The 20,038-nt window shown below is 66.7% G+C and carries 25 protein-coding genes; 11 read left to right on the plus strand and 14 right to left on the minus strand.

Translation table 11 applies throughout. The features are described from left to right. Positions 1–249: 249 nt before the first annotated feature. From H3H55_RS09440 to H3H55_RS09460, 5 genes are all read right to left on the minus strand, one after another. Positions 250–1,440, minus strand: a complete 1,191-nt coding sequence (locus H3H55_RS09440) for a tetratricopeptide repeat protein (protein ID WP_193098427.1) — start codon at positions 1,438–1,440, stop codon at positions 250–252. A 16-nt stretch (positions 1,441–1,456) separates the two neighbouring features. After that, the gene (locus H3H55_RS09445) at positions 1,457–1,888 is read right to left on the minus strand and encodes an ExbD/TolR family protein (RefSeq protein WP_048250973.1); all 432 of its coding nucleotides are present in this window, start codon (positions 1,886–1,888) and stop codon (positions 1,457–1,459) included. Between the two features lie 175 nt (positions 1,889–2,063). Next, positions 2,064–2,486 carry an ExbD/TolR family protein gene (locus H3H55_RS09450; protein WP_048250972.1) on the minus strand — a complete coding sequence of 141 codons (423 nt, stop codon included), beginning with the start codon at positions 2,484–2,486 and terminating at the stop codon, positions 2,064–2,066. Between the two features lie 20 nt (positions 2,487–2,506). Then, entirely contained in the window at positions 2,507–3,421 is a 915-nt protein-coding gene (locus tag H3H55_RS09455; RefSeq protein ID WP_193098428.1) for a MotA/TolQ/ExbB proton channel family protein, read from the minus strand. A gap of 86 nt (positions 3,422–3,507) precedes the next feature. Further along, entirely contained in the window at positions 3,508–4,206 is a 699-nt protein-coding gene (locus H3H55_RS09460; RefSeq protein ID WP_129514638.1) for an energy transducer TonB, read from the minus strand. On the opposite strand from H3H55_RS09460, the gene H3H55_RS09465 reads away from it, so the two are divergent. Next, a complete protein-coding gene (locus tag H3H55_RS09465) occupies positions 4,205–4,567 on the plus strand; it encodes a hypothetical protein (RefSeq protein ID WP_193098429.1) in 363 nt (120 codons plus the stop codon). The two genes, H3H55_RS09460 and H3H55_RS09465, sit on opposite strands and share 2 nt — an antisense overlap. Before the next feature lie 491 nt (positions 4,568–5,058). On the opposite strand, the gene H3H55_RS09470 is transcribed toward H3H55_RS09465, so the two are convergent. Beyond that, the gene (locus H3H55_RS09470) at positions 5,059–5,544 is read right to left on the minus strand and encodes an aminoacyl-tRNA deacylase (protein WP_048250969.1); all 486 of its coding nucleotides are present in this window, start codon (positions 5,542–5,544) and stop codon (positions 5,059–5,061) included. A 101-nt stretch (positions 5,545–5,645) separates the two neighbouring features. Beyond that, positions 5,646–6,632: a cysteine synthase A gene (locus H3H55_RS09475; protein ID WP_193099476.1), complete on the minus strand. Its 987-nt coding sequence runs from the start codon at positions 6,630–6,632 to the stop codon at positions 5,646–5,648. A gap of 142 nt (positions 6,633–6,774) precedes the next feature. Between H3H55_RS09475 and H3H55_RS09480 the strand changes: the two genes are divergently transcribed. Together H3H55_RS09480 and H3H55_RS09485 are read left to right on the plus strand one after the other, a co-directional pair. Beyond that, positions 6,775–7,263: an adenosine-specific kinase gene (locus H3H55_RS09480; RefSeq protein WP_193098430.1), complete on the plus strand. Its 489-nt coding sequence runs from the start codon at positions 6,775–6,777 to the stop codon at positions 7,261–7,263. A 300-nt stretch (positions 7,264–7,563) separates the two neighbouring features. Continuing rightward, positions 7,564–7,851 carry a YciI-like protein gene (locus tag H3H55_RS09485; protein ID WP_048250967.1) on the plus strand — a complete coding sequence of 96 codons (288 nt, stop codon included), beginning with the start codon at positions 7,564–7,566 and terminating at the stop codon, positions 7,849–7,851. 10 nt (positions 7,852–7,861) lie between these two features. Here the strand turns inward: H3H55_RS09485 and corA are convergent, their stop codons facing one another. Further along, positions 7,862–8,839: a magnesium/cobalt transporter CorA gene (gene corA / locus H3H55_RS09490; RefSeq protein ID WP_193098431.1), complete on the minus strand. Its 978-nt coding sequence runs from the start codon at positions 8,837–8,839 to the stop codon at positions 7,862–7,864. A 179-nt stretch (positions 8,840–9,018) separates the two neighbouring features. Between corA and cydX the strand changes: the two genes are divergently transcribed. Next, entirely contained in the window at positions 9,019–9,177 is a 159-nt protein-coding gene (gene cydX, locus H3H55_RS09495) for a cytochrome bd-I oxidase subunit CydX (RefSeq protein WP_193098432.1), read from the plus strand. Continuing rightward, positions 9,174–9,791, plus strand: coding sequence for an AAA family ATPase (locus tag H3H55_RS09500; RefSeq protein WP_193098433.1), 618 nt, complete (start codon positions 9,174–9,176; stop codon positions 9,789–9,791). The genes cydX and H3H55_RS09500 overlap by 4 nt, the downstream gene beginning before the upstream one ends. A 95-nt stretch (positions 9,792–9,886) precedes the next feature. On the opposite strand, the gene H3H55_RS09505 is transcribed toward H3H55_RS09500, so the two are convergent. Next, entirely contained in the window at positions 9,887–10,987 is a 1,101-nt protein-coding gene (locus tag H3H55_RS09505; protein ID WP_034181371.1) for a saccharopine dehydrogenase family protein, read from the minus strand. A 250-nt stretch (positions 10,988–11,237) separates the two neighbouring features. On the opposite strand from H3H55_RS09505, the gene H3H55_RS09510 reads away from it, so the two are divergent. The 4 genes from H3H55_RS09510 (at position 11,238) to H3H55_RS09525 (ending at position 14,593) form a co-directional block, all read left to right on the plus strand. Beyond that, positions 11,238–12,020 (plus strand): hypothetical protein, encoded by a 783-nt coding sequence (locus H3H55_RS09510; RefSeq protein WP_193098434.1) that lies wholly within the window; start codon positions 11,238–11,240, stop codon positions 12,018–12,020. 38 nt (positions 12,021–12,058) lie between these two features. Continuing rightward, positions 12,059–12,493: a hypothetical protein gene (locus H3H55_RS09515; protein WP_193098435.1), complete on the plus strand. Its 435-nt coding sequence runs from the start codon at positions 12,059–12,061 to the stop codon at positions 12,491–12,493. Positions 12,494–12,575: 82 nt separating this feature from the next. Further along, a complete protein-coding gene (locus H3H55_RS09520; RefSeq protein WP_193098436.1) occupies positions 12,576–13,241 on the plus strand; it encodes a response regulator transcription factor in 666 nt (221 codons plus the stop codon). Beyond that, on the plus strand, positions 13,217–14,593 hold the full coding sequence (locus tag H3H55_RS09525) for a sensor histidine kinase (RefSeq protein ID WP_193098437.1): 1,377 nt from the start codon (positions 13,217–13,219) through the stop codon (positions 14,591–14,593). The genes H3H55_RS09520 and H3H55_RS09525 overlap by 25 nt, the downstream gene beginning before the upstream one ends. A 50-nt stretch (positions 14,594–14,643) precedes the next feature. On the opposite strand, the gene H3H55_RS09530 is transcribed toward H3H55_RS09525, so the two are convergent. After that, entirely contained in the window at positions 14,644–15,108 is a 465-nt protein-coding gene (locus H3H55_RS09530) for an Lrp/AsnC family transcriptional regulator (RefSeq protein WP_006481526.1), read from the minus strand. A 255-nt stretch (positions 15,109–15,363) separates the two neighbouring features. Between H3H55_RS09530 and H3H55_RS09535 the strand changes: the two genes are divergently transcribed. Continuing rightward, positions 15,364–15,909 carry a Spy/CpxP family protein refolding chaperone gene (locus H3H55_RS09535; RefSeq protein WP_193098438.1) on the plus strand — a complete coding sequence of 182 codons (546 nt, stop codon included), beginning with the start codon at positions 15,364–15,366 and terminating at the stop codon, positions 15,907–15,909. A gap of 128 nt (positions 15,910–16,037) precedes the next feature. Continuing rightward, positions 16,038–16,469, plus strand: coding sequence for a PGDYG domain-containing protein (locus tag H3H55_RS09540; RefSeq protein ID WP_193098439.1), 432 nt, complete (start codon positions 16,038–16,040; stop codon positions 16,467–16,469). 33 nt (positions 16,470–16,502) lie between these two features. Here the strand turns inward: H3H55_RS09540 and H3H55_RS09545 are convergent, their stop codons facing one another. The 4 genes from H3H55_RS09545 to H3H55_RS09560 all read right to left on the minus strand — a co-directional run bounded on the left by H3H55_RS09545 (position 16,503) and on the right by H3H55_RS09560 (position 20,037). Further along, positions 16,503–16,865, minus strand: coding sequence for a DUF3022 domain-containing protein (locus tag H3H55_RS09545; protein ID WP_048250956.1), 363 nt, complete (start codon positions 16,863–16,865; stop codon positions 16,503–16,505). A 13-nt stretch (positions 16,866–16,878) separates the two neighbouring features. Next, on the minus strand, positions 16,879–17,667 hold the full coding sequence (locus H3H55_RS09550) for a YhfC family intramembrane metalloprotease (protein ID WP_129514651.1): 789 nt from the start codon (positions 17,665–17,667) through the stop codon (positions 16,879–16,881). A 53-nt stretch (positions 17,668–17,720) separates the two neighbouring features. Continuing rightward, positions 17,721–18,764, minus strand: coding sequence for a LacI family DNA-binding transcriptional regulator (locus H3H55_RS09555; protein ID WP_129514652.1), 1,044 nt, complete (start codon positions 18,762–18,764; stop codon positions 17,721–17,723). Between the two features lie 307 nt (positions 18,765–19,071). Further along, complete coding sequence (locus tag H3H55_RS09560; protein WP_193098440.1) at positions 19,072–20,037, minus strand: NAD(P)-dependent oxidoreductase; 966 nt, start codon at positions 20,035–20,037, stop codon at positions 19,072–19,074. Position 20,038 lies beyond the last annotated feature (1 nt).

Here is a 20,038-nt window from a genome sequence, read left to right on the forward strand (position 1 = left end):
AATCGGTTTGATGTCGGCGATCCTTGACCGATGAGATGTCGCGACCAGCCGGGCGTGACACCCGGCGACGCGCGACTCTGCGCGACACCGCCTCGGCGTGGTCACGCGGCCATCGCACATTTCATTCGGTTTACTAACTAACAAGGCTGCCCCTTTTCCTCGTCGGACCTGACCGTCAAGCACTTGCTTTGCAGCGGCGGCATGCCGCCTGCCGAGCGCGCCTGCGTCGCGCGCCGTCGCGTCGTTGCGTTACCGGGATGCCACTGCCGTCCAGAGCTTGGCCAGGTCACCGGAACCGTCGGCCCCCTTGACCGTGCGCAGCACCTGTACCGCGCGCGTCTTCTGGCCGGCCACGTAGTACGCCTCGCCGAGCCGCAGTCGCGCCGCATCGGGATGCTCGAGCCCGCCCTTCGCGATCGCCTGCTCCATCATCGGCAAGCCCTGCTGCGCATGGCCCGCAAAGACGAGATTCATTCCCGCGTCGAGCGGCGCCACCGGCGTCGCGGCGTCCGCGACCGGTTGCGCGCGCTTGGCGGCGAGCGCCTGCAGCCGCTTCTCGCGGTCCGCCTGCGCGTCCTTGCCGAGTACGCCGGTCGCGAACCCCTGGTCGATCACCTGCTTGCCTTCGGCGGGCTGTCCCGCCACCAGCGCGAGCTGCGTCATCTCCATGTAGGCGTCGGCCGTCGCGAGCGATCCTGTCGCACGGCGCAACCGGTAGATGTCGAGATCGAGCGACGACAGATATCCGGGGTTGCCGCGAATGGCCGTGACCATTTCGTCCCAGTACGCGGGACTCGGGTGATAGGCCACCAGCAGCCCGAGCGCACCGCGGTACGCGTTGCCGTCCTTCACTTTCTGCGCGCAGGTCGCGAGCATCTGCAACTGCCCTTCATCCGGCGCGTGTCCGCCATTCGCCTGCGCATCCGTGCTCGCTTTCAACTGGCTCACGACCGGTGCGCAATCGTTCGACAGGTAATACGACTGCGTGAGCAGCGTGCGCATTTCCGGATCCGTTCCGCCCGCCTTCTGGTAGCGCTGCGCGGTCCGGATCGCCAGCGGGTAGTTCTTTTGCTGGAAGTAGATGCCGGCCAGCGCCGCCGTCGTCCGCTGCTCGTCCTCGCCCGACAACCGCCCCGAGTTCAGCACGGTCTCGTAGGCCTGCGCGGCCGTGCCGGAGTCGCCTGCCGCCATCGCCGCGGCGCCGCGCATCTCTTCCACCATGTACGTTTCGTACGGTGTCCGGTTGGGCACGGCCGCGGCCTGGGCGATCTTGCCGAGCGCATCGCGATACTTGTGCGCCCGGTACAGCTCTTGCGCCGCCGCCAGCGGTTTCGCCACGTCCGGCCGCAGCGCATCCGCCGGCAACGCCGGCCGGCCGAGCATGCATGCCGTGCCGAGCGCCGTCACCGCCATCATCCGTTTCCATCGTCGCTGGTTCATCGGCTCGTCCGTTTCGTCATTGCATGAACTGTTCGTTACCGATCAGGCCGATCTTGGTCGCGCCCACGCGTTGCGCGGATGCCAGCACGGCCGCCACGTCCTTGTACGGCACCAGCTTGTTGGGCCGCAGATGGATCTCCGCCTGCACCGGTTCCGCCGCCACTTGCGTCAGTTTCGACTCGAGCGCCGCACGATCCGGCACGGGTGCGCCGTTCCATGTCGTCGTGCCGTCGAAGTCGATGTCGATCTGCACGATTTCCGGCGGCGTTGCCGGCGGTGGCGGATTGCCGACCGGCAAGTCCATCTTGACCGAATGCATCTGAATCGGGATCGTGATGATCAGCATGATCAGCAACACCAGCATCACGTCGATCAGCGGCGTGGTGTTGATGTCCACCATCACTTCCGGTTCCGCATTGCCCCCACCCGAAGGCACATTCATTCCCATCGTCGGCTCCTGTCGATCCGAGTTGGCGCTTTAGCGCCTACTCGGATCCCATGCTTCGCGGTCGACCAGCGTTAGCGCCTTAGCGCTTACGCTGGTCCCATGCTTTGCGGTCGATAAGAATGAGTGCCTTGGCACCCACCCCATCCCCCCGCCTCGCAACGCTTCCCCAGCAACACTAACCCCCGCGCGCAGGCGGCTCCGTGATGAACGACAGCTTCGCGATCCCCGCACGCTCGCACATCGTGACGACCCGGCCGATGAACTCGTAGCGGGTGTTCTGGTCGCCCCGTACGTGGACGCTCGGCTGCGGCTGCTGCTGCGACACGCCCTTCAGTTTCGCGAGCAGCGTCGGCGCGTCCACCAGTTGCTCACCCCAGAAGAAATCGCCGTCGCGATTCACCGCGATCTCGATGCTCTTCGGTGTCGTCTGCAGCGGCTGCACCGTCTCCTTCGGCAGCTGCAGCTGGATCGTGTGCGTCACGACCGGGATCGTGATCAGGAAGATGATCAGCAGCACCAGCATCACGTCGACGAGCGGCGTCGTGTTGATGTTGGCGATCACCTCGTCGCTATCGTCCTGCCCGACGTTCATGGCCATCGCGCGTCTCCGTCAGCCGATCAGTTCGCGAGCGATGCCGCTGCCGCCGGCGACGACGCACGCACCGGACGCCGGTTGCCGGCCAGCAGCACCGCGTGCAGTTGCGCGCCGAAGTTGCGGACCCGCTCCATCACCGACTTGTTGCGCCGGACCAGGAAGTTGTAGCCGAGCACCGCCGGCACCGCGACGGCCAGGCCGATCGCGGTCATGATGAGCGCCTCGCCCACCGGGCCCGCGACCTTGTCGATCGATGCCTGGCCCGCGATGCCGATCGCCGTCAGCGCGTGATAGATCCCCCAGACCGTACCGAACAGCCCCACGAACGGGGCCGTCGAGCCCACCGTCGCCAGAAACGCGAGTCCGTCCTGCATCCGGTTCGACACGTTCGTGATCGAGCGCTCGACCGAGACGTCGATCCACGTGTTGCGGTCCACCGCTTCCAGCAGCGCGTCCTCGTGATGCTCGCCGGCCTCGATCGCCGTTTCGGCGATGAACCGGAACGGCGACGCCTCATCGAGCAGCTTCGCGCCCTCGGCCAGCGACGGCGCGGTCCAGAGCTGCGCGTCCGCCAGCTTCGCACGGCGATTCGCACGCAGTTGTTCCAGGAACTTCGTGATCATGATGTACCAGCTTCCCATCGACATGATCACCAGCAGGATCAACACGAAACGCGCGACGAAGTCGCCGTTTTTCCATAGCGCGCCGAGCCCGTACGGATTCTCGACCGCTTCCGTCGTGGCCGGCGCGGGCGGCGGAGCCGGCTCGGCGGCGACCGGAACCGGCGCGGGCGCGGCCGACGGCGCCGCGGCCTGCGCCGACGTGCCGGCCGCACCGCTTGCCTGCGCGTGGGCGAGCTGTGGTGCAACGAACCCGTCGACTGCCGCGACGGACATCAACATGCTTGCCGCCAGCGCGGCCAGTGAACGCTTCGTCATACCCCACTCCTGCTATTTCGTTGAACTAAACACTTCAGTTCGAGATGGTTTTCCCCGGCCCGGCTCGCGCCGGGCCGCCCACTGCATCAATTCAGATTGAACGAGAACGGCACCTGGACCCGCACCGACTGGCCCTGCGCGACACACTTGAACCGTTTCACGGTGTTGAACGCGGCGCGATCGAGGATCGGATCAGCGGACTGCGCCACCCGCTCGTTCGTGATGTTCCCTTCCGCATCCACGACGAATTCGATCGTCACGTCACCCGTGATGTTGTTTTCCTGCGCTTCCTTCGGGTACTGGATCGACGCGCGCAGCGAGTCCGAGTTCGGGCAGACGACACCGACGTCATGGCTGACCGGCTTGGCCGCCGGAGCGGGCGCCACGACCGGCGCCTGTACGGCCGGCGCGGAAGGCACGGGAGCCGCCTGGTGCGTGATCGTCGCCTGCGGCGGCGCCTGCACCGGCACTTCCGGCGGCGGCACGAACGGCGGCGGCGGCGGCGCGAATTTCGGCGGCGGGAGTTTGACCACGGGCATCGGCGGTGGCGGCGGCGGCTTGACCGGCTCGATGATGCGGGTTTCGATCGGATGCTGGATCACCTGCACGACTTTCGTCGCGAGGCCGTTGAGCAATGCGTAGATCAGCACGACATGCAGCACCAGGACGATGCCGATGCCGCCGAACCGGCGCACCGGATTCTGCTGCTTCTTGCCGAACTCTCGCGGACGCCCCAGCATGGCCAGTCCGCTGTTCGATGTAGCCAGACGTTCTTCGACTTTCATGCCCACCTTCCATCCCCCAAGCGATTCGCCCAGTTTCGGATTGCTGCCGGCGGCGCAGCCAGGTCGGCATCGCCACCGCATCAATCCGAAAATTTCATTTCAAATTCAATTAGCAATCCGAATTGAAAGAATTACATTCGAATTCCAATTCATTCTTTTTCAAGGAATCGTTCCGGCAGGCGCGGCCCGGTGTCACACCGGAAATCCATGCGCCCGCACGTTCAGGCAATTGTCAGCTGGCGGGCGCAACCTCGTATTTCGTATGACGATTCGCCGTTCGTTACACGGTGATGTCAATGGCGCCGTTCACTTGGGTGCAGACGATAGCAAGGAAAAAATTTTGCCGTCAAACTTTATTTGATGTCCGAATACAAAGTTTGGAGGGTTTATTCAAATAATATTCCGGTAAGCATAAATCAATCTTTTATTATTTAAACGGTAATCGTTTTGTATTGGTATATACGGAACCGGATATTAAGTTCTTCCAACATAGGCATCCGCGTATTTCCTGCGTCGCAGCAAAATGACCCGATTCGGAGGCGACCGGCCAGTTTCGCCCGTTCGCGTCGCCAACGCCGGCATCGATCGTCCTCCCCCCTGGCTACCTGCCCCAGACCGGCCTGCACCACTTCCGCGACACGTCAAGAACGCGCATGGCTACCCAAACAATCAATACGGAATCCGATGCAAATACAAGACCCTCCTTCACCGCACGGGATCCATAAAAATTACTTCGCATATCGAATTAACTATCGTGCGTGAAAGCCGACGACGTGGTACACGACCCTGCCGCCCGCGCATCGGCGCACACGCGTGCGTACCGATGCGCGCCTCACCGCATGCGCCGCGTGCTCAGGAATGCATGCCCTGCATCTTGTGCGAGAAATGCGCGCGCTCGGCCGTCTCCATGAGCATCAGGAATTCGTCCTGCATCATGTGGATCAGCGCTTCGTGGTCGCCGGCCTCGAAATAGACTTCCGGCTGCTCCGCGAGACGTTCCTCGAGGAACGTCTTCATCCCGTACGCCATGCAGACCGGCGGCAGCGCGCCCATGTCGCAATCCTTGAACAGTTCGCGCAGTTCGACTTCCCGGGCGAGCACGAGATGGCGTCCCGTCTTCACCCAGAGGTCTGACAGGCGCACGGCGTGCGTCGTCGGCAACACGGCGGCGACGTAGCCCTCGTCGTCCTCGAGCAGCACGGTTTTCGCGAGACGATCGCCGGGAATATGCGCGGCGGCGGCCGTCTCCATGCTCGTATGGCTATAGGGGTGGTACACGACTTCGTACCGCGATGACTTCTGGCGCAGGCAATCCTGCAGGGTGGCAGATACAGGCATGGCACACCTCGTCTGGGCGAATCGGGCGAACGGAGTTCGCTCCGGATTTGTTCAGCATAGGTCGCATTCGGGCCAATGGAAATCGCCGCCTCGCCCCTCCCTCATTCCGGCGCCAGCTCCGGTTCCAACCCCTTTTCGCGCAGCCATTCGCGATTGAAAAGCCGCGCACGATAGATGTCGCCGCGATCGCACAGCAAGGTCACGATCGTATGCCCCGGGCCCATCCGGCGGGCCAGCCAGACCGCCGCCGCGACGTTGATGCCGCTCGACCCGCCGACGTACAGCCCTTCTTCGCGCAGCAGCCGGTAGACCATCTTCACGCACAGCGCATCGTCGATCCGCACGGCGTCATCGATCGGCGTGTCGGCGAGATTCGCGGTGACGCGCGTCGAGCCGATGCCTTCGGTGATCGAGCTGCCTTCGGCGCTGAGATCGCCCGTTTTCACGTAACCGTAGAGTCCGCTGCCGTGGGGATCGGCCAGCACGATCCGGACCGCCGGATTCTGCTCCTTCAGGTAACGGCTCACGCCCGCCAACGTGCCGCCCGTGCCGGTCGCGCAGACGAATGCATCGACCGTGCCCGCGGTGTCGCGCCAGATTTCCGGCCCGGTCGTCTCGTAGTGCGCCTGCCGGTTGACGACGTTGTCGAACTGGTTGGCCCATACCGCGTTGTCGAGTTCGTCCGCGAGCCGCCCGGCAATCTTCTGATAGTTGTTCGGATCACGGTACGGTGCCGCCGGTACCGGGCGTACGTCGGCGCCGAGCGTACGCAGGATTGCCATCTTGTCCGGCGATTGCGTGTCGGGAATCACGATCACGCAGCGATAACCGCGCGCCGCGCAGATATGCGCAAGACCGATGCCCGTGTTGCCCGCCGTACCCTCGACGACGGTGCCGCCCGGCTTCAGCGCACCACGCTGCTCGGCGTCGCGGATGATGTAAAGCGCCGCGCGATCCTTCACCGAGCCGCCCGGATTCATGAATTCCGCCTTGCCCAGGATTTCGCAGCCCGTTTCCGCGCTGAGCTTCGCCAGCCGGATCAGCGGCGTGCGCCCCACGCAGTCCACGAAGCCCTGCCGCACGTCCATGGTCGCCTCCGTTGCGTTCGCGCTTGCGCGCCCTACACAACGAAGGATAGGACGCGCCCGCCGCTTTCGACGCCGGCAGCCGCGTACTAAGCTGGGAGAGTTCATTGCGGCACGCGCGCCGCATCGCCAGACGAGGTCCGCCATGCTGCAACTGCACACCATCGCCGTCGATAAACCGGAGCCCGTGAATTTCATCCTCGGCCAGTCGCACTTCATCAAGTCCGTCGAGGACATCCACGAGACACTGGTCGGCACCGTGCCCGGCATCCGTTTCGGGCTCGCATTCTGCGAGGCATCGGGCAAACGGCTCGTGCGCCGTTCGGGCACCGATGCGGAACTCGTCGAACTCGCGTGCCGCAACGCGCTGGCGATCGGCGCCGGTCACGCGTTCATCGTGTTCCTCGGCGACGGCTTCTATCCGGTCAACGTACTCAATGCGATCAAGGCCGTGCCGGAGGTCTGCCGGATCTACTGCGCGACCGCGAACCCGACCGACGTGATCGTCGCGGAAACCGCGCAAGGACGCGGGATCGTCGGCGTCGTCGACGGCTTTCCGCCGCTCGGCGTCGAGAACGACGACGACGTGCGCTGGCGCAAGGATCTGCTGCGTACGATCGGATACAAGGCGTAGGCACGGGCCGCCGCGGTAGACGGGGCGTCATCGCGTCGCTGGTGCGCGGGCCCGTCCTGCAGCCCTTCCAGGCTCACCTTGTTGCACAACACGCAAAGGCTGATGCATCGAACGGGCGATGACGGCAGGAATTCCGGGGCGGAAGCCAACCGGACCGTTAGTTGCATTTTAGAGAGCAAGGATACGCGTCCGCTGGCGCCGCGCTGCCACCGACCGGCTGTCCTATACTGGCCGCAGCAGGCCAACCGACGGCCGCACCGACACACCGGCCACGGCCACCGACCCTTCCCGGAGCAACGCATGCATTACCAGTTGATCTACGATCTCGTCGACGATTACCTGTCCCGGCGCGAACCGTTCCGCGCGCAGCACCTCGCGCTCGCGCAGGCCGCGACCGAGCGCGGCGAACTCATGCTCGCCGGCGCGCTGTCGGATCCGGCCGACCAGGCCGTGCTCGTGTTCGAAGGCGATTCGCCGGAAGCGGCCGAGTCGTTCGCGCGCGCCGATCCGTACGTGCAGAACGGTCTCGTGAAATCGTGGCGCGTGCGTCCGTGGCGCGTCGTGATCGGCAAGCACGCGCCGCGCTAGGCGCGCGGGGCTACAGCCACCCTGCCCGCTTGAAACGCCACCACAGCCCGAGATCGGCTGCGAGCATCACCGCGATGCAGCCGTAGAAACCGTATTTCAGGTGCAGCTCGGGCATGTTCGCGAAGTTCATCCCGTAGATGCCGGCGATCATCGTCGGAATCGCGAACAGCGCGGCGAACGAGCCGAGTCGCTTGGTCACCTCGCTCTCGGCGAGCGAAATCATGCCGAGGTTGACCTGGATCGCCGTCACGACCATCTCGCGCCGCCCTTCGATCGTCTTCACGATCCGCTGCAGATGGTCGTACACATCGCGAAAGTAAGCGTCCATCCCGCTGCAGACCTGCGGCACGCGCCCGCCGGTGAGTTTCGCGAGCGGCTCGATCAGCGGCGCCGTGTGCTGATGCAGCATCACGAGCCGGCGCTTCAGCGAATAGAGATCCTCGATGATCGCGCGCGACGACGCCGGCGTGGCCTTCGTGAAGATGCGGTCCTCGAGTTCCTCGAGCTCGGCGCCGAGCGTTTCGAGGATCGGGAAATAACGGTCGACGACCTGGTCCATCAGCGCGTAGAACACGAACGCCGAGCCCTCCTTCAGCAGATGCGGCTCGCGCTCGCAGCGCTTGCGCACGTCGCGGAAATCCTGCTCGGTATGGTTGCGGATCGACAGCACGTAGTTCGGGCCGATGAACACGTTCAGTTCGCCGACCTTGAGTTCGTCGTCTTCGTCGAGCTCGACCATATGCAGCACCGCGAACAGCGAATCGCCGTACTCCTCGATCTTCGGCCGCTGATGCCCCTTGCGGGCATCCTCGAGCGCGAGCTCGTGCAGCCCGAACTCCTCGCCCATCAGGTCGATTTCCTCGGGCGTCGGATCCTTCAGCGCCACCCACACGAAACATTCGGGCTTCGACACGTAGTCGCTGATGGCGTCGATATCGATGTCGGCCAGCTTGCGGCCATCCTGGTATGCAGCACAGTTGATCAGCATGTTGTCCGTGATGTTGCGGTTTGCGCATCAGTTTACCGGTTTGCTGCGCGGGCGGCCCGGCTTGCGCGGCACGCCGATATTGGTCATGATCGGGCTGCGTGCGCCGCAGCACGCGCAGCGACGCACTTCGGCAAGCCCGCCGCACGGCCGTGCGGCCCCACCGTCAAGGAGACAGACCCATGTGGTATTTCTCGTGGATACTCGGCATCTGCGTGGCGCTCGGCTTCGGCATCATCAACGCGATGTGGCTGGAAGCGGAAGTGTTCTCGCGCGACGACAAGCGCGCTGACACACGCGGCGACACGTCGGGCCAGCGGCCGGGGAGCCGGTATTCGTGACGCACCTGGTGTTCTTCTGCGGTCACGCCGGCACCGGCAAGACCACGCTCGCGAAGCGGCTCATCGGGCCGCTGATGCGCGCCACCGGCGAGGCCTTCTGCCTGCTCGACAAGGACACGCTGTACGGCCGCTACAGCTCGGCCGCGATGGGCGCGCTCACCGAGGATCCGAACGACCGCGACAGCCCGCTCTACCTGAAGCACCTGCGCGATCCCGAATACCACGGCCTGCTCGACACGGCCCGTGAAAATCTCGCGCTCGGCATCGGCGCGATCGTCGTCGGCCCGCTGTCGCGCGAAGTACGCGACCGGCGTATCCTCGACCGCGCGTGGCTCGGCATCGGGCCCGACGTCGCGCTGACGGTCGTCTGGGTCCACACGTCGGAAGACGTCGCGCACGCGCGGATCGTCGCACGCGGCAACCCGAACGATGCATACAAGCTCACGCACTGGGACGAATACCGGCAGCGCCGCTTCGTGCCGACCGGCCGCGAATGCGACGGCATCGTGATGTTCGACAACACCGCGCCGTCCGACAAGGACGTCGACGCGTTGCTGTACCGCATCGTGCCACCCGCGCCCGCCGCGACGATCGTCCCGCCGCTGCCGGCCTGACCCGCACCGACGCCCTTCCCGCTCCCGCAAAAAACAACGCCGGAAGCGCTGCTGCGCTCCCGGCGTCGTACGGCCCTCGTGCCTGAGGCGGGTGGTCAGGCCACCGCGTGCACGCGCTCCATCGTGCCGCCTTCGTACAGCTTGCCGAAGCGGTTCGACAGGAACGCCTTCAGCGATACCTTTTCCTGCGGGATGAAACCGCTCTGCGGCAGCTTCTTCTCGCGGAACAGATCCAGCACCGCGCACATCGCGCCGGCCGTCGTGATCTGGATCGCGCTCATGTGCATCCCGCACACGTCCTTCGCGAAGATCTTGCGCGTGAACACGTCCTGCACGAGCTGACCATCCTTCACGCCCGTCACCGTGACGAACACGAGCACGACGTCCTGCTTCGTCGACGGCACCGCACGGCGCATGATCGACTTCAGCGTGTCGCGGTCGGTCGACAGGCGCAGGTCCTCGAGCAGGAACTGGACGAGCTCGCGGTGGCCCGGGTAGCGCACCGACTTGTAGTCGAGCGTCTCGACCTTGCCCGACAGCGTCTCGCACAGCGTGCCGAGGCCGCCCGACGTGTTGAACGCTTCGTATTCGGTGCCGTCGAGCGAGAAGTGCTCGAGGCCCTCGAGCGGCTGCACCCACTGCTTGCGGCCGTCGCGGATCGCTTCGCACGGCTGGCAGTATTCGTTGATCAGGCCGTCGACGCTCCACGTCAGGTTGTACTTCAGCGCGTTGGTCGGATACTCGGGCAGCGCGCCGACGCGCATCTTCACGTCGCGCACTTCGCTGAAGCCGTTCACCAGTTCGTGCGCGGCGATGCCGATGAAGCCCGGCGCGAGGCCGCACTGCGGCATGAACGCACGGTCGGAGCCGTCGGCCAGTTCGCGGATCGCGTGGGTCGCACGCACGTCTTCGGTCAGGTCGAAGTAATGGACGCCGGCAGCCTTTGCGGCGGCGGCAACGTTGACCGCGAGGTAATAAGGCAGCGCGTTGACGAGCGCATCGAAGCCCTTCACTGCTTCGCGAATCGCGTTCGCGTCGGCCGAATCGACCCGTTGCGTCGCGATGCCTTCGCGCGACAGCTTCGCGAGCGCATCCGCATCGCGGTCGAACGCGACGACTTCGTAGTCGCCCGTTTCGCGCAGCATGTGAGCAATGGTGTGGCCGATCAGACCTGCGCCGACGATGGCGATTTTCATGCGCTTATCTCCTGATGATGGGTTTGGTGTTGTGGACGGCGTTGAGCCATGAACACAGTGTAGAGACGCGCAAAATCAGTTCCAAGACGAAGAATGATGCGAAACGACCGATAATTTCGACGTTACGACGATACATTTCGTCGAAACGTCGAAACGATGCGTTTTAGCCCGTTGCCGGCCGCGCTATGGCTGGCCTAAGTCTCCCGTTTCAGACTGCATGCCGACCACCCGCTCTCCAAGGAGACATCGCATGCAATCCCTGCCCGTCAATCGCGCGTCGCACTGGCTGAACAAGGTGCCCGACGTCGCGCTGTCGTTCTGGATCATCAAGATCATGTCGACCACGGTCGGCGAAACCGGCGCGGACTTTCTCGCGGTCAACGCGGGCCTCGGCCAGACCTTCACGCGCATCGCGATGGCGTCGCTGCTCGCGATCGCGCTGTGGCTGCAGTTGCGCACGCGCCGCTACGTACCGTGGATCTACTGGCTCACGGTGGTGCTGGTCAGCATCGTCGGCACGCAGATCACCGACCTGCTCACCGATGGCCTGAACGTGAGCCTGTATGCGAGCACCGCCGCATTTGCCGTCGCGCTCGCCGCGATCTTCTTCGTGTGGCATCGCATCGAAGGCACGCTGTCGATCGACACGATCGTCACGCCGCGGCGCGAGCTGTTCTACTGGGCCGCGATCCTCTGCACGTTCGCGCTCGGCACCGCCGCCGGCGATCTCGCGACCGAGGCGCTCGGGCTCGGCTTCACGCTCGGCGCGCTGATTTTCGGCGGGTTGATCGCGGCCGTGTTCGTGATGTGGCGGCTCGGCGCCAATGCGGTCCTGGCATTCTGGATCGCGTACATCCTGACGCGCCCGTTCGGCGCCTCCCTCGGCGACCTGCTCACGCAGGCCCGCGCATACGGCGGGCTCGGCTTCGGCGCCGCGTGGACGAGCCTGCTGTTCCTGACCGTGATCGTGCTGCTCGTCGCCGTCGCGCAATTCGGCAGCGGCCCGCACACGCGTGCCGGCGCCGCCGAATGACACCCTTTCCTTTCCGTTCACCGCATCGAGGACACCCCATGCACCTCCGTTATTCCGTTTCCCGTCTCGCCGTTGCCACGGCCACGATAGCCCTGCTGAGCGCCGCCGCCGGCTGCTCGAAGCAGCAGGATGCGAACGCATCGACCTCGGTGCCGGCCGCGGCGTCGTCCGCAGTCGGCCACGCGTCGAAGCTCGGCGACCTGTCGCAGTTCCGCACGATCGCCGCCGACGTCGATACGCTCGTCGGCAAGGGCGACCTGCCCGGCGCGAAGACGCGCATCAAGGATCTCGAGATCGCGTGGGACGCGGCCGAGGCCGGCCTCAAGCCGCGCGCCGCCGCCGACTGGCACATGGTCGACCAGGAGATCGACCGCGCGCTCAGCGCACTGCGCGCCGATCATCCGACCCAGGCCGATTCGGCCGCCGCGATGAAGAACCTGCTCGCGGCCTTCGACCGGTTCGGCGGCAAATAACCGTTGCGCCGGGCGCGCGGCACGTGACGCGCGCCCGGGAATCGCATACGCTGGCGGCGTTTGCGCGGCACGGAGAATACGTATGCGAATACTGCTCGTCGAAGACGACCCGATGATCGGCGAGGCAGTCCATGCCGCGCTGAAGGACGCGTCGTACGCCACCGACTGGGTCACCGACGGCGCCCACGCGTTGACCGCGTTCGCGGCCCAGCCCTACGACCTGATCCTGCTCGACCTCGGCCTGCCCGGCCGCGACGGGCTCGACGTGCTGGCCGGCATACGCGCGAAGGACGCCAGCGCGCCGCTGCTCATCGTCACCGCGCGTGACGGGCTCGACGACCGCCTGCGCGGCCTCGATGGCGGCGCCGACGACTACATCGTGAAGCCGTTCGAGATGGCCGAACTGCTCGCGCGGATTCGCGTCGCGATCCGGCGTCGTGCCGGTTCGGCCGCGCCGCTGCTGAGCAACGGCATCGTGTCGCTCGATCCGGCGACGCGCGAGGCCGCCGTCGACGGGCACGCGCCGGTCCCTCTGTCGAATCGCGAGTTCTCGCTGCTGCGCGCGTTGCTGGTGCGCCCCGGCGCGATCCTGTCGCGCCGCGAGCTCGAGGATCGCCTGTACGGCTGGGGAGAGGAAGTCGAAAGCAACGCGGTCGAATTCCTGATCCATTCGCTGCGCCGCAAGCTCGGCAGCACCGTGATCAAGAACGTCAGGGGTGTGGGATGGATGGTTTCAAGAAGCGCCTGAGCGAGTCGATCGGGTTCCGGCTGTCGGTCGTGCTGTCGGCCGTGATCCTGGTCGTCGCGACGGCCGCGGCCGCGTTCGCGTTTTCATCGGCATTCGACGAAGCGCACGAATTGCAGGACGACGTGCTGCGCGAGGTCGCGACGCTGCTCGACCATCAGCGCGCGCCGTCGCCCCATGCCGCCGGCGCCGGGCCCGCGCGCGAAAGCGACGAGCTGTCGCGCGTGATCGTGCAGCCGCTCGGCGGCACGCCGCAGCCGGGCACCGATGGCGCGCCGCCGCTCGCGTTACCGCCGACGCTCGCCGACGGACTGCATACGGTCGAGGCCGGCGGCAACGCGTATCGCGTGATGGTCCGTACCTTCGCGAACGGCGAACGCATCGCGGTCGCGCAGAACGCCGGCATGCGCGACGACGTCGCGCGCGAAAGTGCGTGGCGCACCGCGCTGCCGTTGCTGCTCCTCGTGCCGATCCTGCTGCTGCTCGTCGCCGATCTCGTGCGCAAGCTGCTGCGTCCGGTGGCCGCGCTGTCCGCCGGCATCGACGCGCGCGACGAGCACGACCTGCGCCCGGTGCCGGCCGATCGCGTGCCGGTCGAGGTGCGGCCGTTCGTCGTCGCGATCAACCGGATGCTGGCGCGCGTCGCGCAATCGGTCGACGCGCAGCGTCGTTTCGTCGCCGACGCCGCGCACGAGTTGCGCTCGCCGCTGACGGCGATGTCGCTGCAGGCCGAACGCCTGGCCGACACCGACCTGCCCGACGATGCGCGTGCGCGACTCGCCGCGCTGCGCGGCGGGCTCGAACGCAGCCGCCACCTGATCGGGCAACTCCTCGCGCTCGCGCGTGCGCAAAGCGCGCCGGCCGCGCCACCCGGCGCCGTATCGGTCCATGCGATCTATCGTCGCGTGCTGGAAGACCTGATGCCGCTGGCCGACGCGAAGTCGCTCGACATCGGTGTCGAGGACGGCCCGGACACCCGCGTGCCGGTCGACGAGCTCGAACTCACGTCGCTGGTGATGAATCTGGTCGACAACGCGATCCGCTATACGCCGTCCGGCGGACGCGTGGACCTGTCGACGCAACGGACCGACACGCACGCGTGCGTGACGATCGCCGACACCGGGCCGGGCATCGCGCCGAACGAACGCGAGCGCGTGTTCGATCCGTTCTATCGGGTGCCCGGCAACGTGCAGATCGGCTCCGGGCTCGGCCTGTCGATCGTGAAGATCCTCGCGGACCGGATGGGTGCCGACGTCACGCTCGCGTATTCGGACGAACGGGAATCGCGCGGGTTGCGCATATCGGTGCGGATTCCGCTCGCGCGGCCGCCGGGCACGGTGCAGCCCGACCGATAGCCGGATCGATGCGCCGACGCGGGACGCGCGGCGGACGCGGGACTTGAGCGTCAGCCGCCGATCGTCCCGCGATCGATCTTGCGCGACAGAATGATCGACGTCGTCGTGCGCTCGACGCCTTCGAGCGTGCCGATCTGGTCGAGCAGGTCGTTGAGCCGTTCGGGCGAATCGGCGCGCAGCCACGCGACGTAGTCGTACTCGCCGCTCACCGCGCACAGCAGCTGCACTTCGGGCATCCGGTCGAGCTTGCGCAACACGTCCTTGCCGAACTTCGGCGTGAGGATGATGCCGACATACGCGTAGATGCTCGCATCGAGCACGTCCTGCCCGAGCCGGACGCTGTAGCCGGCGATCACGTTGGTGCGTTCGAGCCGCGCGATGCGTGCAACGACCGTCGTGCGCGCGACGTCGAGCTGGCGCGCGAGATCCGCGACGCTTGCGCGCGCATCGGCTTGCAGCAGCGCGACGAGTTGCCGGTCGAGATCGTCGAGTTGATCGAGGCGGGGTGGACGCATGAGGCTGGGCCGGTGCGCGACGCGCCGGCTGAGTGAAAGGTGACGCGATGATAGCGCCGAACGCCGGCATGCCCAAACGGCATCGCCCGGCGCCGATTCGAACCTTTCAATTTCGATTCGTATCGGATGTAAGCAAGTGTCGCATTCACTGCCGCGCCGCACGCAACGTGCTACTAATAGCATGCGACGCGAGAGTCGCGCTTGCGGCAGTTGCCGCCGCGCCCGCTCGCAAGACACCACCCCGGAGAGCCAACCATGAAGAAAATCTCGCTCACCCTCGCTACGCTCGTCGTTGCAGCCAGTGCATTCGCGCAAACCCCGGCGCAGCCGCAAGCGGCCGCCCCGGCGATGGCGCCCGCGGCTTCGGCCCCGAGCGCCGAGCAGCGCGCCGCACGCCACGAAGCGCGCGTCGAGCAGCGCATCAAGTATCTGCACGACCAGCTGAAGATCACGTCGGCGCAGGAACCGCAATGGAAGACGTTCGCCGACACGATGCGCGACAACGGCGACACGATGGGCCGCCTCTATCGTGACCGGATGGCCAAGCACGACGTATCCGCGCTCGACGACATGAAGCAGTATGCGGAACTGTCGCAGGCGAACGCCGACGGCGCGAAGAAGCTCGCCGACGCCTTCGCGCCGCTCTACGAGAGCTTCCCGGCCGAGCAGAAAGCGCTCGCCGACACGACGTTCCGCAGCTGGCTGAATCACGGCGGCGAGCACCGCGGCAAGGGCAAGGCGAAGGGCAAGGAAGGCAAGGCGGCAGCCGCGCCGGCCGCAAGCGCACCCGCCCAGCCCTGACACCCTCCCCGCCGGCGCCGCGCTGCCCGTCCGGGCCGAACGGCGCCGCGCCCGCTACAGGCGATCGGCGCGTCACACGGCGCGCCGAATTCGGGATAAGCTCCCGGCTTTTCCCGCACTTCCTCGCCATGCTCGAACTCAAGCACATCGATCTGCGTACCGACCCGCAGGCCCGTCAAGTCGTCAAGGACGAAACCGTCGCGGTTTCATTCGCGGACGCCGACGGCGAACTGATGAGCCTCGAAGGCCCGAACCGCTATGCCGCGGGCGACGCGCTGATCACGGGCTCGACCGGCGACCGCTGGGTCGTGTCGCGCGCGCGTTTCGACGCCAAATACCTGCCTGCCGATCCGGCACTCGCGCACGGCGCACCGGGCGCATACCGGAACCGGCCGGCCGTCGTGCTCGCCCGCCGAATGGACGAGCCGTTTACGATCGCCCGCTCGGAAAACGGCGACACGCTGCGCGGCGTCGCCGGCGACTGGGTGATGCAGTACGCGCCCGGCGACTACGGCGTCGTGCAGGCGCAGCGCTTCGCGCAGGTCTACCGCGACGCGTAATGCCGCGCGCCGGCATCGCGCCGGCGCGAACGCTCACGCAAAGTCTTCGTCCAGTTCGAGTTCCGCATTGCGCTCGACGGCCTCACCGGCCGCGTGGCGCTCCTCGAGCGACCCGAGCATCGCTTCCGTATACGCATGCAGCACCGCATGGCTGCGCGCGCGCTGCATCGGCTTGAGCGCGAGATAGCGCGCGAGCGCGGCCGGCACGACGCGGATATCGAGCGTCATCCGCTTCGGCGTCGCGCCGAAACGCATCGCGAGCCAGTGCACGGACAGGAATCGCCCGCGCTCGTCGCTGCTTTCCGCGAAGCGCGTCTGCTCCGGAAAGAGATCGCAGATCACGCGCGCGAGCGCGTCGAATTCCGCGCTCTGGCATTCGATCAGATAGTCGTCCATCCCGTCTCTCCCGTCAGGCGGCCGTACGCGACGGCCGGCACGTCTTGACCATCACGACGACCAGGATCGCGGCCAGCACGAAATACGCGCCCTCGACCCATGCGGCCGGCAGCACGCGCACCTGGTACAGCAGCGCCGGCGCCGCCGCGAGCGCATGCAGCACGATCGCGAGCGGCAACACGCCCGCGCGGCCGGCGCGCACGCCGCGCCATACCAGCACCGACAGCGCAAGCTGCAGCACGAATGCCGCGCAGCGTTCGAGCAGCAACAGCAGCATCGACTGCGCCGACAGCGTTGCCAGCATCACGTGCAGCCGCACGACGGTATCGCCCGGCAGGTCGGACAGTTGCGTCTCGAGCTGGCCGCGGCTCGCCAGCCACGCGAGATACGACCACTGGCCCCACACGAGCACGCCGACGAACCACGCTTCGGCGCCGCCGTGACCGATGCCGTAGCCGATCGCACGACCGTCGCCGGCCGACGCGCCGTAGCGCCGGTTCAGGAAGCGCATCCCGAGATAACGGCCGACTTCCTCGAACACGGCGGTCGCGAGCGCGCTGTACGCGACGAACGCGAGCGGCTGCGTCAGCCAGCCACCCGCCGGCGTCTGGCTCAGCACGAGCCCGTGGAACGCGCGTTCGAGGATCATCGCAAACAGCGTGAAGACGGCGACGCCGACGATCGTGTCGCGACGATTGAGCGCAAGCGGCTTGCGCAGGATACGGTAGAGGACGAGCGGCAGCAGCGCGATGATCAGCGTGGCGGCGATCAGCACCGCCAGCGTGACGGGAGCGACAATCATGTAATTCCTTGTTCGGGGCAGCGCACGTGGCGCGCTGCGTGCCCGAATGATACTCAGCTTGCGGTCGACGCGCGCGCAATCAGCTCGCCTGGCAGCATCGCGACGCGCACGTCGCCCGCTGCGCCGTCGATCCGCTCGTGCACGAATTCGACGGCCTTGTAGCCGATTTCGTAGGTCGGCTGACGGATCGTCGTGATGCCGATCAGCTCGGCCCATTCCGGATCGTCGATCGACAGCAGTGCTGCCTTCTGCTGCCACGCGGTGCCGAACCGCGCACGCAGGTGGCGCGCGATCGCGAGCGCGACCGGCGCGTTCGCGGCGAACAGTGCCGCGCGCACGCCGCGCCGTGCCGCGTCGTCGATACGGGCATCGACGTCGGCGAGCGCCGCGGCAACAGCATCGGGTTCGTTCAGGTCGAGCACGATCGTCGACGGCACCGTCAGCCCGCGCGCATCCAGCGCCGCGCGGAACGCGGCCTCGCGCACGCGCCGCGAGCTGACGCGCTCGAACGGCTGCACGACGAAATGGATCGCGTCGAAGCCGTGTTCGACCAGGTGCGCGAGCGCCATTTCGATTGCGTCGGCGTTGTCGAGGCCGATCAGGTCGGCCTCGAACCCCTCGACGGTCCGGTCGACGAGCACGGCCGGGATGCCCGCGCCGCGCAACGGGCGCAGCACGTCCTCGTCGGCGCCGAGCGCGTTGACGATCAGCCCTTCGACGCGGTAGGTCGTGAGCAGCTGCAGGAAGCGGCGCTCCATCTCGACTTCGTTCGCCGCGTGACAGATGAGCGGCATGTAGCCGAGCGCGTGGCACGCGGCCTCGACGCCCTGCAGCACTTCGACGGTGTAAGGATTGGTCAGGTCGGCCGCCAGCATGCCGAGCAGCCGGTTGCGGCCACGCTTGAGCCCGCGCGCCATCTGGTTCGGGCGGTAGTTGAGCCGCGCGATCGCCGCTTCGATCCGCTGGCGCAGATCGATGGACAGCACATGCGTCTCGCCGTTCAGGAAGCGCGAAACGCTGGTCTTGCCCGTGCCGGCCTCGCGCGCGACGTCGCTGATCGTCGCCGGACGCGTCGTGGAAGGTTGCGAATCGGTCACTGTCGTGCCTCGCGACGTACGATCCGCGCCGCTTCGTGAGCAGACGGACCTTTGTTGTTGGAAACGTAAGCCACCCGGCGGACTCTCCTGTCGATCAGCGTTGGCGCTTCAGCGCTTGCACTGGTAGCAGTCGGCCGCACCGGACCTGGCGCGGATGCCCGTCGCCGAACGCAGCCGGCAGCGTTGCCGGACCATCGATACGACGAGCGGGCGATCATAACGCAGCCAGCCCTCCGGCACCAAGACCATCAACTCTAACGGCGCCGGCACCCCGCCCGCCGGTCGTCGGCCGGTTGCCCGCCGCGGCTCAGGCCCGCGCGAGCGCGTCCGGATTGACGAGATTCGTGCGCAGCGTGCCGGCCAGCGCGCCGACCAGGTTTTCCGCGGCGCAACGCGCCATCGCGTGGCGCGTCTCGTGCGTCGCCGAGCCGATATGCGGCAGCGCGACGACGTTCTTCATCTGCAGCAACGGCGAATCCGCCGGCAGCGGCTCCTTCTCGAACACGTCGAGTCCCGCGCCGCGGATCGTGCCCGCGCGCAGCGCATCGATCAGCGCGGCTTCGTCGATGACCGGCCCGCGCGATGCGTTGATCAGGATCGCACCGCGCTTCATCTTCGCGAATTCCGGCGCACCGATCAGGCGATGGGTTTCCGGCGACAGCGGCACCTGCACGCACACGAAATCAGACTGGGCGAGCAATTCGTCGAGCGTCACGCGACGTGCGCCGTACTGCGTCTCGGCTTCGGCATGCGCGGACCGGTTCGCGTACAGCACCTGCATCCGGAAGCCGAGCGCCGCGCGGCGCGCGACCGCGCCGCCGATGCGCCCGAGCCCGATGATGCCGAGCGTCTTGCCCTGCACGTCGGTGCCGTACAGGTCGGGGCCGATGCTGCGGTGCCAGTGGCCGGCCTTCACCCACTCGGCCAGCTCGACCACGCGCCGCGCGGACGCGAGGATCAGCGAAAACACCGTATCGGCGGTCGATTCGGTCAGCACGTCCGGCGTATGCGCGAGCACGATGCCGCGCCGCGTGAGATCCGGGACGTCGAAGTTGTCGTAGCCGACCGAGATCGTCGACCAGGCCTTCAGCCGCGGCGCACCGTCGAGCATCTGCGGCGTGACCTTCAGGCTCGCGCCGATCGCGCCGTCCGCGTTGCCGAGCGCATCGGCGAGCGCGTCGGCGCCGTCGGCCTGCACGACGTCCGCATGCTCGCGCAGGTACGCGAGTACGTCATCGGGCAGCGGCTTGTACGCGACGATACGAGGCTTCATC

It is taken from the genome of Burkholderia sp. Z1 (assembly GCF_014893795.1).
Lineage (GTDB): Bacteria > Pseudomonadota > Gammaproteobacteria > Burkholderiales > Burkholderiaceae > Burkholderia > Burkholderia theae.